Source organism: Streptomyces sp. NPDC058955, assembly GCF_042741435.1.
Lineage (GTDB): Bacteria > Actinomycetota > Actinomycetes > Streptomycetales > Streptomycetaceae > Streptomyces.
Window position 1 is genome coordinate 1 of sequence record NZ_JBHYKM010000047.1, and the last position, 13871, is coordinate 13871.

Consider the following 13871-nt stretch of genomic DNA (forward strand, 5'->3'; position numbering starts at 1 on the left):
TCCCGCTCGGCCGGCGCCGCGCCGGCGCCCGCACCCCCCCCCCCGTCCAGGATCCGGGCCAGACCGAAGCGGAACTCGTCGTCGGGACCGTCCGCCCGGTCCAGGACACCCGACTCGATCACCTGCGCCACCTGCGGGAAGGCCGCCGGGTCGACCAGTCGGCGCAAGGTCCGGCTGTACTGGCCCATCGCCTCCTCCGGCGCGGCGCCGGACGCCTCCACCGCGTCGGCCAGCTCCGCCATCATCAGCGCGTCGCTCTTCACGAAGCCGGCCACCAGCAGCGTCACCGAGATCTTGGTGCCCGCGTCGAGGCCGGTGCCGTCCAGCGCGAGCAGCGCCTTCTCCCACCAGGCCACCGCGTGCGGCGTCGCGGGCGGGCCGGAGACCGGCACCCGCAGCAGCCACAGATCGCGCAGATAGACCGCGCGCATGGCCCAGGCCCAGCGCTCCAGCCGCTCCCGCCAGGGGACCTCGGGGCCGAACAGCTCGGGCGGCGCGCCCGTCGCGGCCTCCTGCATCAGGACGTACAGCTCCTGCTTGGCGGAGACGTACCGGTAGAGGGACATCGTCGAGACGCCCAGCTCCTTGGCGACCCGCCCCATCGACACGGCGGCGAGGCCCTCCGTCGAGGCGAGCTCCACCGCGGCGGCGACGACCCGGTCCTGGCTCAGCCCCGGCTTCGGGCCCTTGGTGGGGCGCTCGCGCAGCCCCCAGGCGGCCTCGACGGACGGCGGCAGAAACGTCCCGCCGTCCTCCCCGGGCACCGTCCGGTCCTTCTCGCCCGCCATCCGCGCCGCCTCCTGAGCTCGCTCGCTTGACGCCCATCCTAGTAATGCGTAACCCTTACACAGTAACGCGTATGGCATACGCAGTACGCCGCGAGCGCGGCAGAAGGGGACACCCATGCCTCCCGCCATCGAGACCACCGGCCTGACCAAGACCTACGGCACCGTCCGCGTCCTCGACGCCCTCGACCTCCGCGTCGAGGCCGGCACCGTCTTCGCCCTCCTCGGGCCCAACGGCGCCGGCAAGACCACCACCGTCCGCATCCTCGCCACCCTCACCGCCCCCGACGGCGGGCACGCGCGCGTGGCGGGCCACGACGTCGTCACCGAGCGCGCCGCCGTCCGCCGCGCGATCAGCCTCACCGGCCAGTACGCGGCCGTCGACGAGACCCTGACCGGCGCCGAGAACCTCCGCCTCACCGCCCGGCTCTCCGGCCTCTCCCGCCGGGCCGCCGCCCGCCGCGCCGACGAACTCCTCGAACGCTTCCGGCTCACCGACGCCCGCGACCGGCAGGCGAAGACGTACTCCGGAGGCATGCGCCGCCGCCTCGACCTCGCCGCGGGGCTCGTCCGCGACCCCGGCACCACCCGGGTCGTCTTCCTCGACGAACCCACCACAGGGCTCGACCCGCGCAGCCGCAACGAACTCTGGGACGTCGTCCGGGAGCTGTCCGCCCACGGCACCACCGTCTTCCTCACCACCCAGTACCTGGAGGAGGCCGACCGGCTCGCCCACCGCATCGCCGTCCTCGGCGGCGGCCGCACCCTCGCCGAAGGCACCGCCGAGGAACTGAAGAACCGTTACGCGGGCCACCGCCTCGACCTCGTCGCCCGCGACCGGGACGCCTACCTCCGGCTCACCCCGCACGCCACCGCCCACACCCCGGAGAGCCTCACCCTCGGCGTCCCCACCGACGGCAGCGCCGCCCACGTCCGCGCCCTGCTCGACGAACTCGACCCCCACCGCACCGACATCGAGCGCTTCGCCCTGCACAGCGCGACCCTCGACGACGTCTTCCTCCACCTCACCGGCAGCACGAAGGAGCCGAGCCATGTCTGACCCGACCGCCGGGCCGCTCGCCACCACCACCGCCCTCGTCGGACGCGGCATCCTGCTCAGCCGGCGCAACCTCGACGCCGTCATCACCTCGCTGATGATGCCGGTGCTGCTGATGCTGGTCTTCGTCTACTTCTTCGGCGGGGCCATCGACACCGGCCACGACCGGTACGTCACCTACGTCGTGCCCGGCGTCCTCGTCCTGTGCGCCGGCTTCGGCGCCGCCGCCACCGCCGTCTCCGTCAGCGACGACATGCGGCGCGGCACCGTCGACCGGCTCCGCACCCTCGACGTCGGCGCCGTCCCCTTCCTCACCGGACACGTCGTCGCCACCGTCGCCCGCAACCTCCTGGCCACCGGGCTCGTCCTCGCCGTCGCCGCCCTCATCGGCTTCCGCCCCGCCGCCACCCCCGCCGGCTGGCTCGCCGCGATCGCCCTGCTCGTCGCCTACATCACGGTCGTCTCCTGGATCTCCGCCGCGGCCGGCCTCCTCGCCCGCACCCCCGAGGCGGCCAACGCCTTCACCTTCTTCGTGATGTTCCTGCCCTACCCGAGCAGCGCCTTCGTCCCCATCGACACCATGCCGAGCTGGCTGCACGGCTTCGCCGAGCACCAGCCCATCACCCCGCTCATCGAGTCCATGCGCGGCCTCCTCCTCGACCAGCCGGTCGGCGACGCGCCCTGGACCGCCCTCGCCTGGTGCGGCGGCCTCCTGCTCCTGGCCGTCACCGCCTCCGGCGCCCTCTTCCGCCTGCGGACCCGGTAGCGCTAGAAGATGTCCGGGGAGAACGGCCGCAGCGGGGTGCGGAAGAGCAGATTCGCCCGCGCCGCCGCGCCCGGCACCGCCTCCTCGACCAGCCCCAGCAGCGCCAGCCGCACCGCCGACTCGTCGCCGAGCACCAGCCGGGCCAGCTCCGCCACGTCGAGGACGAGATCGGCCGAGGCGGTGGTACGGGTGCAGCGCGCGCCCTTCGGCGAGGCGTCGAGGAGATACCGCCCGCCCGCGAACCCGTCCCCGTCCCGCACGTCGAGGACCAGACCGTCCGTCACCGGGTACGTCCGCTCCTCCAGCACCCGCGCCACGTCGAGGACCCGCAGCCACAGCATGTCCGCGTGGGACACCGTCCGGGCGGCCCGCGGGTCCGGCAGCAGCAGCGGCAGCGGGTCGTCCGGCGGACGGTGGCCCGACCGCACGGTCACCACCCAGTCCACCGAGCAGACGAACCGCCACAGCGCGTGCTCCGCCGCCGGCGTCGCCGCGATCAGGTCCCGCACGGTCAGCGTGTTCTCCGGCTGCTTGGCGTCGCCCCACTTGTCGTCGCAGCGGTACGACACGTACCCCTCGGGCTCGCCCGACGCCGAGCGGTAGACCGCGTAGTACGGCTCCGTCCAGGGCTCCAGCTGGTGGCCCCCACCGGTGCCGACGTCCCAGTTGCGCGCCGAGCGGTCGGTCACGCCGGCCCGGACGCCCGCAAGCCGCCGGTGCAGCTCCGGCCCGATCCGGCGGATCTCCGCCCCGTCGGCCAGATCGATCCGGCCGCCGTCCTCCGGGCGCCCGCTGCGGCGCGGGTCGAGCCCGGCCCGGCGCAGGTCCACGCTCCACTCGGTGGTCCAGCCCGCCGGACCGAAGCCGTACCGGCCGTAGATCGGGTACTCGGCGGCGATCAGCGTCGCGACCGCGTCGCCCCGCTCCCGGGCCGCGTCGAGGTCCTTCGCCATCAGCCGACTCAGCAGCCCGCGCCGCCGGTGCGTCGGCGCCACCGTCACCTGGGTCACGGCGTCCGCCGTGAGGCTCCCGCCGCCGACCGTGCTCAGCTCCTGCCGGAAGGACCGGAAGGTGGCGACGACCCGCCCGTCCTCCAGGGCGGCACGGGTCCGGTCGAGATCGACATGGGCCAGCCGGTCGGCCACCAGCCCGTCAGGAACGACGGGCTCGTTCAGGAAACCCGTCCGCAACGCCCGCAGCCAGCCGGGGAACTCGGACTCCGTCACCGTGCGCAGTTCGACAGCCATCCCCCGACCCTACGCACGCCCCGCCGCCGGCCGCGCGCCAATTACGGGGCGCCCGGGCCGGGGCCGTCAGGCCCCCGAGGAGCCGTCAGGCCAGCAGGTCGTCGACCTGGGCCTCGCCCTCGCGGTAGCGGCGGGCGATCTCGGCGCCGCAGTCGTCGGCGGTCCGCTGGAGGGCCTGCCGGCGCTGCGAGATCTGCTGCTCGTAGCCCGCGAGCCGGCCCATCGCGGTGTGCAGCTCCTCGTCCGTCCGGGCCGTCAGGTCCGACAGCTCGACCTCCGACAGCATCTCGGCCGCGAGGCGCCGGTACTCCTCCCCGCGCGGCGTCGACAGCGTCACGTGCCGGGCCGAGGTGCGGTGCCGGGACGGCACGTCCGCGAGGATCTCGGAGAGCCGGTCGAGGACCGGCGCCTCCGGGTCCGTCCGGCGCGCCAGCTCGGCGCGCAGGATGTCGATCCGGCCCTGGAGCATCCGCCGCACATAGCTGAGATCGGCCTCGTCGCTCTGGGCGTCCCGGCGCAGCGCCCGCAGCTCGGACAGGCGCAGCCCGCCGAGTTCGTGCCCCGGGCGGCCGGACGGCGGCTCGGCGGTCCGCTGCACGGGCGGCCGCGCGACCGGCCCGCCGGGCGGCGCGCCGGCGGAGCGGATCAGCGGTACGGGGCCGGACGGCGTCGGCCCGGTGCTGGATGCACTCATGAGAATCGTCCCCTCGACCGGTGCGGAGCCGCACCGCCTCCTGGCATGGTGCCACTCCCGCACGCGCGCGTGCAGGCGCTCTGCACCCGTTCGGCCCCCAGAAATCCCCGATCGGTAGGTTGGGGCGCATGCGAGCTGTGGTGCAGAGGGTGGACGGCGCGAAGGTCGTCGTCGCAGGGGAGACGGTCGGCGAGATCACCGGCGAGGGGCTGTGCGTCCTGGTGGGGGTCACCCACGACGACACCCCCGAGAAGGCCGCCCAATTGGCGAGAAAGCTCTGGTCCGTCCGGGTGCTGGAGGACGAGAAGTCCTGCTCGGACGTGGACGCGCCGCTCCTGGTGATCTCCCAGTTCACGCTCTACGGCGACGCCCGCAAGGGCCGCCGCCCCACCTGGAACGCCGCGGCGCCGGGACCCGTCGCCGAACCCCTCGTCGACGAGGTCGTCGCACAGCTGCGGAAGCTCGGCGCCCACGTGGAGACGGGCCGCTTCGGGGCCGACATGCGCGTCAGCCTCACGAACCACGGCCCGTTCACGGTCCTGCTGGAGGTGTGAGCCGGCTACGGCTCGACGACGGTCTCCTGCGCGGCGGCCGTCGTCCCCGCCACCAGCGGCGCGTCCACCGGCACGTTCCGCTTCACCAGGGCCAGGGCGATCGGCCCCAGCTCGTGATGGCGCACGGCCGTGGTCACGAAGCCGAGCTGACGCCCGTCGGGACCGTCGGCGGCGAGCCGCAGCGGCGTGCCGTGCGCCGGCAGGGTCACCTCGCTCCCGTCCAGGTGCAGGAAGACCAGCCGGCGCGGCGGCTTCCCCAGGTTCTGCACCCGGGCGACCGTCTCCTGCCCCCGGTAGCAGCCCTTCTGCAGGTGCACGGCCGTGCCGATGAGCCCGACCTCGTGCGGGATGGTCCGGTGGTCGGTCTCGAAGCCGAGCCGCGGCCGGTGCCCCTCCACCCGCAGCGCCTCGTACGCGAGGATCCCGGCGGCCGGGCCGTGCGCGGCGGCGAAGGACTCCAGCTCGCCGCGCGGCAGGAAGAGGTCCCGCCCGTACGCCGTCTCCCGTACGACGACGCCCTCGGGCGTCTGCGCGGTGGACCCGGCCGGCAGGTGCACGACGGCGAACTCGTCCGTCCGGTCGGCGACCTCGACCCGGTAGAAGAACTTCATCGACTCCAGGTAGGCGATCAGCGCCTCCTGCGTGCCGGGCTCCACGTGCGCCCAGACCGTCTCGCCGTCGTCGACGAGCGACAGGGCGTGCTCGATGTGCCCGTTCGCGGAGAGGATCAGCGCCTCGGTGGCCTGGCCGACCGGCAGCTCGCTGACGTGCTGGGTGAGCAGCAGGTGCAGCCAGCTCAGCCGGTCGTCGCCGCTGACGGTGACGACGCCGCGGTGCGAGAGGTCGACGAAGCCCGCCCCGTCGGCGAGGGCGCGCTGCTCGCGGAACAGATCGCCGTAGTGGGCGGCGACGCCTTCGTCGCGGCCTTCGGCCGGTACGGCGCCCGGCAGGGACAGCAGGGAGCTCTTCATGGGAAAAGCCTACGACTCCGCGGCGGCGGCCTTCCGCGAGCATCCGGCGCACAACCCGAAGATCGCGAAGTGCTTCATGTCGGTCTCGAAGCCGAAGGTCTCCCGGAGCTTCCCGGTGAATTCGGCGGCCACCTCGACATCGGCCTCGATGACCTCGGAACAGTCCCGGCACACCAGGTGCAGGTGGTGGTGCCGGTCCGCGAGGTGATAGGTCGGGGCCCCGTGCCCCAGATGCGCGTGACTGACCAGCCCGAGCTCCTCCAGGAGCTCCAGGGTCCGGTACACGGTGGAGATGTTCACCCCGGAGGCGGTCCTGCGCACCTCGACGAGGATGTCGTCGGGCGTGGCGTGCTCCAGCACGTCCACCGCCTCCAGCACAAGCTGCCGCTGCGGCGTCAGCCGGTAGCCACGCCGCCGCAGGTCGCTCTTCCAGTCGGTGCTCACCACGCCCCCCAGTGTAGGAGGGCGCGGCGCGTCACCGGTGGTCCTACTTGAAGAAGGCGATGCCGTCGTCCGGCATGTCCGGGAGGTTGCGGGCCATCTCGGCGACCTCTTCCGGGGTGACGACCTTCTTCAGGTGGGCCGACATGTAGGGGCGGAGCGGGACCTCGGGGGTCGCCTTCTCGCCGACCCACATGAGGTCGCTCTTCACGTAGCCGTAGAGCCGCTTGCCGCCGGTGTAGGGGCCGGAGGCGGCGGTGCGGGCGACGGCGTCGGTGGCCAGGTCGATCTGCGGCTTCTGGTCGGCGAGCTCGCCGTACCAGACCTCGACGACGCCGTCGTCGCGGACCATCACGACCTCGACCTTGCGGTCCTTGTCGATCCGCCAGAAGCCGCTCTCGCTCTCCAGCGGGCGGACCTTGTTGCCGTCCTGGTCGAGGACCCAGGAGTGCGAGTGGTACTCCAGGAAGTCCCGGCCGTCGTGGCTGAAGGTCACGGACTGGCCGAAGTTGCACTTCTCGGCGCCCGGGAAGTCGGAGACGCCGGCGCCCTCCCAGGTTCCGAGCAGGAACGCGAGCGGGACGAGGTCCGGGTTGAGGTCGGACGGGATCTGGATCATGAGCGACTCAGACGATCTGTGAAGGGGGATCGGTGAACGAGGACGGACCGGACGGTCAGCGCTGGCCCTGGTACAGCTTCTTCACGGCCAGACCGGTGAAGGCGAGCACGCCGACGGCGACCAGGACCAGCAGGGTCTCGAAGAAAATGATCACAGGGTGCTCCTCGGCTGAGCGGTGAAGGCGGAACGGGCCGGACCCCAGCTTAGTGGGCGGGGGCCCGGCCCACGCGGTGAGGTGGGTCTCCGCGGATCTCCGCGGGGGCCGACCGGATCCCGGTGGATCCTCGTGGATCGCCGTCAGCCGAGCAGCTGCGCCTGAAGGGTCACGGTCTGCCGGAACGGGACCTCGGCGGCCTCCCCCTTCCGGGTGTGGGTGACGACCGCGAGGCTGTCACCGGCCTGGATGTAGGCGACCCGGGTGTGCTCGGGGCCGTACGGCTGCTGTTCCCGGTAGGCGGAGATCCGCACGTCCGGGACCTCGATGTCCTCCGCGAAGGTCTCCGGGAGCGCCAGCTCCACCCCGGTCGGCAGCGCCTTCACCCCGTGGGAGGAGTAGCCGCCGCGGACCGCCTCGTCCTCGAACTGCTGGGCGTACGCCACCGAGGCGAACCGCAGCACGTGGACGGTGCTCCGGGTGCCGTCCGGCATCGTCCAGCCGCGTGCGGCGATGTGCCGCAGGGCGGAGTCGGCGAGCGCCGACCGCAACTCGCCGCGGAATTCCTCCCCGTACAGCCCGAGGTACGCCTCCGTGGTGACGAAGCCGCCGGTCAGCCGGGCGTCGGGGGTCGCCCCCGCGGGCTCGGGCAGCAGCAGTCGCCGGATGTCGGCGTAGTGGATCTCGGCGTCGTTCGAGCCGGTGAAGGGGCGCGGGCGGTCGACCGGCAGGGCCGGCAGCGAGAGCGCCGGGTAGTCCCAGCGGCCGTCGCTCTCGGTGGCGAGGCCGGGCACCTCGTCCCGGTCGAGGGAGGTGATCCCCAGGGCCGTGCCGGCGCCGACACCGCCGAGGACCACGACCGCCGCCGTCCAGCGGGCCACCGCCCACAGCACCCGCCGCCGCCGCGAGGGCCCGGCGGGCAGCGGTTCGGCGGCGGGCGGCGCGGCGACCGGCTGCGCGGCGACCGGCTGCTCGCCGGGCGGCTGCTCGCCGGGCGCGTCCGGTGCCGCTTCCGGTGCCGCTTCCGACGGCTCCGCGCGCTCGTCCGTGAGCTGCTCGGTCATACGTACTCCCCCGGGGATGCGATGTGCTTGAGCTGGGCCGCGACGAGCTCGGCCACGTCCTTGTCGAAGCCGGGCGCGGTCGCGTACGCCGTGACGGAGACCAGCACCTCGCCGTCGTACGCGGTACAGGTCAGGCCGAGCAGCTGCTCCTCCAGGTACTCCTCGTCCCCCTCGGTGAGCTTCGGCAGGTGGTGGCAGGAGGCCGTGCGCTCGTACCCCTTGATCCGGGGCCCCTCGCGCAGCTCGGCGTCGTCCGCGAACTCCCGCTCCCACTCGAAGAAGGAGCGGATCAGCTTCTTCTCCTTCATGCGCATGACGGACACCTCGACCTGGACGTCGCCGTCGTAGCCGGCGTACGTGCGCATGGCCAGGCCCTGGAGGCCGAGCTTGTCGATCTCCTTCTCCCATGCCCGGCGCTTCTTGCCGTAGAGGCCCTTGCCGGCCTGCTTGAGCAGGGCCTCGGCCTCCTCGGCGCCCACCTCCGCGTCGTTGCCGTAACCCTCGATGTCCGAGCCCAGCACGTAGCCGAACGGCGTGGGCAGCAGGAGCTTGCTCAGCGGGGTGGAGGCGCGGCCCCGGTCGACGTCCGCGGCCGGGTCGTCGGACTCGACGCGCGGCGTCGGCTCCGCCCAGGCGACGATCGGGGCCGTGCGGTCGGCGCGGTCGACGGTGACGGCGGTGTAGGCGACCCCGCCGCCGGCGGCGCCGAGGACGGCCAGGCCCACCAGCGCGTTCCGCAGGATCCGGCGGCCCCGGCGGCGGCCGGCGGGGCGCTCCCCGCCGGCGGCGACGGCCTCGACCGTCCCGTTCCCCGCCACCGCGTCGCTCGTCGCGTCGTTCGTCGCGTCGTTCGTCGTGTCGTTCGTCGTGTCGTTCACAGGCGCCCCAGCTGCCGCTCGGCCAGAGAACGGATGTCCTTCTTGGCGATCTTGCGCGTGTCGAAGATGGCGATGGCGATGGCGATGTCACCGCGCTGGATGTAGGCCCGGGCCTCGTAGTAGTCCAGGTAGCCCGGCTCCCGCTTCACGGGGTGGACGTAGTAACGACCGTTGGTCGAGCCCTTCACCTCGTCGCCGGCGTAACCGGCCTCGTCGTCGCGGGACGCGAAGCCCTGCTGGTCCTCGACGAACGCCAGGGCGCCGATCTCCGAGCCGGAGCGGAACTGGACCAGCTCCACGGTGACGATCCGGTCGCCCGTCTCCCAGGAGCGGGCCGCGACGCGCCGGATGCCCTGCTCCAGCTGGAACTGGAGCGCCGAGCCGGGGAGGCCGTAGTCCTGGGCGTACTCGTACAGCGGCACCCAGCCGTCCCAGTCGCGGGCCTTCGCCCCCTCCGGCCGCGGCACCAGCAGCTTCCTCAGGTCGCCCTGGGCCTTCGTCTGGCGGTCCTGGGAGGCCGCGAGCGGCGCCGGCTCCTGGTCCTTCGGCAGGGGCTCCGCCGGGTAGGCCAGGCCGGGCTGGTTCAGCGGCGGCAGGGCGACCGGTTCGCGCTCGGCCTGGACGCCGTAGCCGACGGCGGTGCCGCCGATGACGCCGAGCACGGCGGCGACGGCGATCAGCGCGATCGTACGGGCGACCCGGCGGCGGCGCGGAGCGGACCGCGCGGGCGGTTCCGCGCCGGGGTCCGGCGCGGGCACCGGGGTGTTCTGAGCGGGTTCGACCGCTTCCGTGGCTTCCAAGACAGTCCCCCCACGAGACTAGAAGGGCGGATTCCGTTATCCGCGCACCCACCTGACCCGTGAGGTGCGCATGAAGTTGCAGCGCCTCGCATTACAGTTCGGTATATGGCGAAGAAGCTCGTGATCAAGGTGACCGCCGGGGCCGACGCCCCCGAACGCTGCTCCCAGGCATTCACCGTGGCGGCCGTCGCCGTCGCGAGCGGCGTCGAGGTGTCGCTCTGGCTGACCGGCGAGTCCTCCTGGTTCGCCCTCCCGGGCAAGGCGGCCGAGTTCGAGCTGCCGCACGCGGCGCCGCTGCCGGACCTGGTCGACTCGATCCTGGCGGCCGGCCGGATCACCCTGTGCACCCAGTGCGCGGCCCGCCGCGAGATCACCGAGAAGGACGTCCTGGACGGCGTCCGCATCGCCGGCGCCCAGGTCTTCGTCCAGGAGGCCCTGGCCGACGACACGCAGGCGCTCGTCTACTGATTCCGGCCGGATCTCCCCCTGGACTCCTCCCGGCGGATCGCCGACCATGGCGCACACGCGCGTGCAGGCGGTTCCGGACGAGGCGGGGGGAGGCCACGGTGGAGCGGAACGGCACAGGACGGCCCGACGACGAACGCCCGTGGGACCGCGCCCGGGCGGGCGGCGGCCCCCCGAAGCCGCCCGACCGCCCCGCGCACCCGCCGGGCGGCGTGCCGATGCCCCCGCCGGTCCGCAGTCTCCGCACGCTGCTGATGGTGCTGGCCGGCGTGCAGGCCCTGCTCGCCGCCTGGGTGCTCACCCACAGCGTCGAGATCGCGGCGCGGCTCTGGGAGGACGACGCGCCGGAACTCCACGCGGGCACGGTCGAGTTCGGCGGCGTACTGGTCCTGGCGGTGGCCGCCTGGGGCGTGGTCACCGCGCTCAGGTTCCCCACCCGCCTGCCGGGCGTACGCGTCTCGGCCGTGGCCTACGGCTGGGCGTCGCTGCCGTTCGGGTATCTCGTCTTCGGCCTATCGGTCTTCTCGGTGGCCTGGACGGGCCTGACGATCCTGGCCCTGGTCCGCCCCAACCAGCCGGAGTCCCGCGCCTGGTTCGGCTGACGCCCCGCTGCCGCTACTCCCGGCGCTTCTTCCCGTCGAGCTCGTCCCACCACTCGTCCGACTGCTCGTCGCCGGACGGATCGTCCCACCACCGGTCCTCGGGCCCCCGCCGGTTCGCCACCATCGCGGCGATCGGCGGGATGACCATGGCGACGACGCACATCCCGATGGCGACCGGCATCGAGAACAGCCGCACGACGGCCCAGGCGCCCACGAAAAGCACCAGGCAGGCACCCATCATCCAGAAATAGACGCGCCGACGCCGTGCGTACACACCTTCAGCGTACGTCCGCACCCCGTTCCGGGACAGCAGTCGGCGGACAGACCGGAGGGCCGTGCCTCAAGTCCTGGAATAGGCGTCCAACCCCCCAGGAGGCACGGCCCTCCGGCCGTTCAGGTGCCGCTCGGGCGGCCGCTCACACGGCGATGGCGACGTCCGTCAGGCTGCCCGTCTCCGTGACGACGACCTTGCGGTCGGCCTGGGCGCCGGGGACGAGGGCGCGGAGGGTCCACTCGCCGGTGGCCGCGTAGAAGCGGAACTGGCCGGTGGCGGAGGTGGGGACCTCGGCCGTGAACTCGCCGGAGGAGTCCAGGAGGCGGACGTAACCGGTGACGGGCTCGCCGTCCTTGGTCACCTGGCCCTGGATGGCCGTCTCACCGGGCTTGAGCGTGCTGACGTCGGGGCCGCCGATCGGAGCTCCACACATGTTCTTACGTCCTGTCCTGTCGCGAAGGGGAGGCGGTTACTTGTTGGCGCCGAGCTCGATCGGCACGCCCACGAGGGAGCCGTACTCGGTCCACGAGCCGTCGTAGTTCTTGACGTTCGGGACCTCGAGGAGCTCGTGCAGGACGAACCAGGTCAGCGCGGAGCGCTCGCCGATGCGGCAGTAGGCGACGGTGTCCTTCGCCAGGTCGACCTGCTCGGCCTCGTAGAGGGCCTTGAGGTCGTCGTCGGACTTGAAGGTGCCGTCGTCGTTGGCGTTCTTCGACCACGGGATGTTGCGGGCGGTCGGGACGTGGCCCGGGCGCTGCGACTGCTCCTGCGGGAGGTGGGCGGGGGCGAGCAGCTTGCCGGAGAACTCGTCGGGCGAGCGGACGTCGACGAGGTTCTGGGTGCCGATCGCGGCCACGACGTCGTCGCGGAAGGCGCGGATGGAGACGTCCTGGGCCTGGGCCTTGTACTCGGTGGCCGGGCGGTTCGGGACCTCGGAGCCGTCGACCAGGTCGCGGGAGTCGAGCTCCCACTTCTTGCGGCCGCCGTCGAGGAGCTTGACGTCCTGGTGGCCGTAGAGCTTGAAGTACCAGTAGGCGTACGAGGCGAACCAGTTGTTGTTGCCGCCGTAGAGGACGACCGTGGTGTCGTTGCCGATGCCCTTGGCCGAGAGGAGCTTCTCGAAGCCCTCCTGGTCGATGAAGTCACGGCGGACCGGGTCCTGGAGGTCCTTCGTCCAGTCGATCCGGATGGCGTTGCGGATGTGGTTCTTGTCGTAGGCGGCGGTGTCCTCGTCGACCTCGACGATCGCGACGGCCGGGTTGTCGAGGTTGGCCTCGACCCAGTCGGCGTCGACCAGTACGTCGCTGCGAGCCATGCTGTTCTCCTCCGGGGCAGTGTGCGGCGGTGTGGTGCGGGGGTGGTGCTGCATGTGCGGGTGCGCGTCGGGGCGAGGCGCCCGACGGCGTCGTGCTGCGCGGTGCGGCCCCGACCTCGGGGGTCGGCGGGCCGGGGGGAATACGGGCGCGGAGCGCGTCCCGCTCAGACGGAGCGACAGAGCATGGCGGCGATGCGGCACAGGTCTACTGCCCGCCGCTTCGTGAGTTCCGCCTGTCGCTTCATGCCGTCGATCGTAGGGACGGACAGGCGACCGTGTCACCGGTGTGTCGCATGATGAGACGCGATCATCCGCATGGCGAGACCGCATGCGGTTCCGGACCACCCCCGGAGCCCCCGGCGCACGCCGCCGGGGCCTGCTTTTCTGCGGATCGGACGAGGGCGTCTCAGTATGTGAAAGCGGGGCCGTTTCAGCCCGCGATGGCGACGTCCTGGCCGGTCACCGTGACCGCCAGTCCCTCGGGGCGCGGCTCGACCTCGGAGACCCGCATGCCGGCGACGCGGCCGAGCGGGCGCTCGAAGTCGGTGCGCTCGCGGATCATGTCCTCCAGGAGCGGGATGCCCTCGCCGGGCACCTCGTCGGCGCGGACCTTGATGGTGTCGCCGCCGACCAGGCTGACGGAGGAGACGACCGTACGGGTCACCTTGCGGCCCAGGACCTCGACGCTGCCCGTCACCTTCACCTTGCCCGGGCCGCCGTACTCCATGGCGGTCGCGCGCTGCGAGGCGGCGACCAGGTCCGCGTACGAGATGAGCGCCGTCCCGGTCGCCGAGCCGGCCCGGACGCCGGTCCAGTCGCCGGTCACGGTCACGTCCCGCAGGTCGACGGTGAGCTCGCCGATCCGGACGGGCTTGCCGCCGGCCTGGGTGTGGACGCCCCTGGCGACCACCTCGACCTCGCCGAAGCGCTTGTCGGCGGCCTGGGTGAGGAAGGGGAAGCCCTTGATGTCCACCTCGACGGACTCGGTGCGACCGCCGGCCAGCGAGGCGCGTCCGGCGACCTCCGACTCCGCCCAGGCGGCGGCCAGCCGGTCCCCGCCGACCAGGAGTCCGCCCAGCACGACGGCCACGACCAGCAGGATCCGCAGTGCTCGCATGGCTGACTTTCCCCCATTGCCGAAGATGTGTGCCGGCCCCCCGACACGAAGATCGACGTGTCGGGGGG

Annotated in this window: 18 protein-coding genes; 5 read left to right on the top strand and 13 right to left on the bottom strand. The window is 72.9% G+C overall.

The window, feature by feature from the left end; translation table 11 throughout:
• On the bottom strand, nt 1-788 hold a 788-nt coding region (locus ACFW1I_RS19405), incomplete at its 3' end, for a TetR/AcrR family transcriptional regulator (RefSeq protein ID WP_384671338.1).
• Between the two features lie 115 nt (nt 789-903).
• Between ACFW1I_RS19405 and ACFW1I_RS19410 the strand changes: the two genes are divergently transcribed.
• Both ACFW1I_RS19410 and ACFW1I_RS19415 read left to right on the top strand, forming a co-directional pair.
• Entirely contained in the window at nt 904-1845 is a 942-nt protein-coding gene (locus ACFW1I_RS19410) for an ATP-binding cassette domain-containing protein (protein WP_384671340.1), read from the top strand.
• Nucleotides 1838-2608: an ABC transporter permease gene (locus ACFW1I_RS19415; protein WP_384671342.1), complete on the top strand. Its 771-nt coding sequence runs from the start codon at nt 1838-1840 to the stop codon at nt 2606-2608. Before ACFW1I_RS19410 ends, ACFW1I_RS19415 begins: the two co-directional genes overlap by 8 nt.
• Before the next feature lie 2 nt (nt 2609-2610).
• On the opposite strand, the gene ACFW1I_RS19420 is transcribed toward ACFW1I_RS19415, so the two are convergent.
• Together ACFW1I_RS19420 and ACFW1I_RS19425 are read right to left on the bottom strand one after the other, a co-directional pair.
• Nucleotides 2611-3855 carry a GNAT family N-acetyltransferase gene (locus ACFW1I_RS19420; protein ID WP_384671344.1) on the bottom strand — a complete coding sequence of 415 codons (1245 nt, stop codon included), beginning with the start codon at nt 3853-3855 and terminating at the stop codon, nt 2611-2613.
• 85 nt (nt 3856-3940) lie between these two features.
• Nucleotides 3941-4549 carry an ABC transporter substrate-binding protein gene (locus tag ACFW1I_RS19425; RefSeq protein ID WP_384671346.1) on the bottom strand — a complete coding sequence of 203 codons (609 nt, stop codon included), beginning with the start codon at nt 4547-4549 and terminating at the stop codon, nt 3941-3943.
• A 128-nt stretch (nt 4550-4677) separates the two neighbouring features.
• Here ACFW1I_RS19425 and dtd point away from each other — a divergent pair, with 128 nt between their 5' ends.
• Nucleotides 4678-5103 carry a D-aminoacyl-tRNA deacylase gene (dtd, locus tag ACFW1I_RS19430; protein ID WP_384671348.1) on the top strand — a complete coding sequence of 142 codons (426 nt, stop codon included), beginning with the start codon at nt 4678-4680 and terminating at the stop codon, nt 5101-5103.
• Between the two features lie 5 nt (nt 5104-5108).
• Here dtd and ACFW1I_RS19435 read toward each other — a convergent pair whose 3' ends face one another.
• The 6 genes from ACFW1I_RS19435 to ACFW1I_RS19460 form a co-directional block, all read right to left on the bottom strand.
• Nucleotides 5109-6074: a YgfZ/GcvT domain-containing protein gene (locus tag ACFW1I_RS19435; protein ID WP_384671351.1), complete on the bottom strand. Its 966-nt coding sequence runs from the start codon at nt 6072-6074 to the stop codon at nt 5109-5111.
• A gap of 9 nt (nt 6075-6083) precedes the next feature.
• Nucleotides 6084-6521 carry a Fur family transcriptional regulator gene (locus ACFW1I_RS19440; protein ID WP_384671354.1) on the bottom strand — a complete coding sequence of 146 codons (438 nt, stop codon included), beginning with the start codon at nt 6519-6521 and terminating at the stop codon, nt 6084-6086.
• Between the two features lie 40 nt (nt 6522-6561).
• The gene (locus ACFW1I_RS19445; protein ID WP_030495536.1) at nt 6562-7134 is read right to left on the bottom strand and encodes an FABP family protein; all 573 of its coding nucleotides are present in this window, start codon (nt 7132-7134) and stop codon (nt 6562-6564) included.
• Nucleotides 7135-7431: 297 nt separating this feature from the next.
• Nucleotides 7432-8352 (bottom strand): hypothetical protein, encoded by a 921-nt coding sequence (locus ACFW1I_RS19450; RefSeq protein ID WP_384671357.1) that lies wholly within the window; start codon nt 8350-8352, stop codon nt 7432-7434.
• Complete coding sequence (locus tag ACFW1I_RS19455; protein WP_384671360.1) at nt 8349-9230, bottom strand: hypothetical protein; 882 nt, start codon at nt 9228-9230, stop codon at nt 8349-8351. Before ACFW1I_RS19455 ends, ACFW1I_RS19450 begins: the two co-directional genes overlap by 4 nt.
• Nucleotides 9227-10030, bottom strand: a complete 804-nt coding sequence (locus ACFW1I_RS19460) for a hypothetical protein (protein WP_384671362.1) — start codon at nt 10028-10030, stop codon at nt 9227-9229. The genes ACFW1I_RS19455 and ACFW1I_RS19460 overlap by 4 nt, the downstream gene beginning before the upstream one ends.
• Before the next feature lie 105 nt (nt 10031-10135).
• On the opposite strand from ACFW1I_RS19460, the gene ACFW1I_RS19465 reads away from it, so the two are divergent.
• Together ACFW1I_RS19465 and ACFW1I_RS19470 are read left to right on the top strand one after the other, a co-directional pair.
• On the top strand, nt 10136-10498 hold the full coding sequence (locus tag ACFW1I_RS19465) for a DsrE family protein (protein ID WP_384671364.1): 363 nt from the start codon (nt 10136-10138) through the stop codon (nt 10496-10498).
• A 98-nt stretch (nt 10499-10596) separates the two neighbouring features.
• The gene (locus tag ACFW1I_RS19470) at nt 10597-11097 is read left to right on the top strand and encodes a hypothetical protein (RefSeq protein ID WP_384671366.1); all 501 of its coding nucleotides are present in this window, start codon (nt 10597-10599) and stop codon (nt 11095-11097) included.
• A gap of 13 nt (nt 11098-11110) precedes the next feature.
• On the opposite strand, the gene ACFW1I_RS19475 is transcribed toward ACFW1I_RS19470, so the two are convergent.
• The 4 genes from ACFW1I_RS19475 to ACFW1I_RS19490 form a co-directional block, all read right to left on the bottom strand.
• Complete coding sequence (locus ACFW1I_RS19475) at nt 11111-11371, bottom strand: DUF3099 domain-containing protein (protein ID WP_384671368.1); 261 nt, start codon at nt 11369-11371, stop codon at nt 11111-11113.
• Nucleotides 11372-11513: 142 nt separating this feature from the next.
• Nucleotides 11514-11804 (bottom strand): DUF1416 domain-containing protein, encoded by a 291-nt coding sequence (locus ACFW1I_RS19480; protein WP_031009709.1) that lies wholly within the window; start codon nt 11802-11804, stop codon nt 11514-11516.
• Between the two features lie 36 nt (nt 11805-11840).
• Entirely contained in the window at nt 11841-12686 is an 846-nt protein-coding gene (locus ACFW1I_RS19485; protein WP_384671371.1) for a sulfurtransferase, read from the bottom strand.
• 430 nt (nt 12687-13116) lie between these two features.
• Nucleotides 13117-13803 carry a DUF2993 domain-containing protein gene (locus ACFW1I_RS19490; protein ID WP_384671373.1) on the bottom strand — a complete coding sequence of 229 codons (687 nt, stop codon included), beginning with the start codon at nt 13801-13803 and terminating at the stop codon, nt 13117-13119.
• Between the last annotated feature and the right edge of the window lie 68 nt (nt 13804-13871).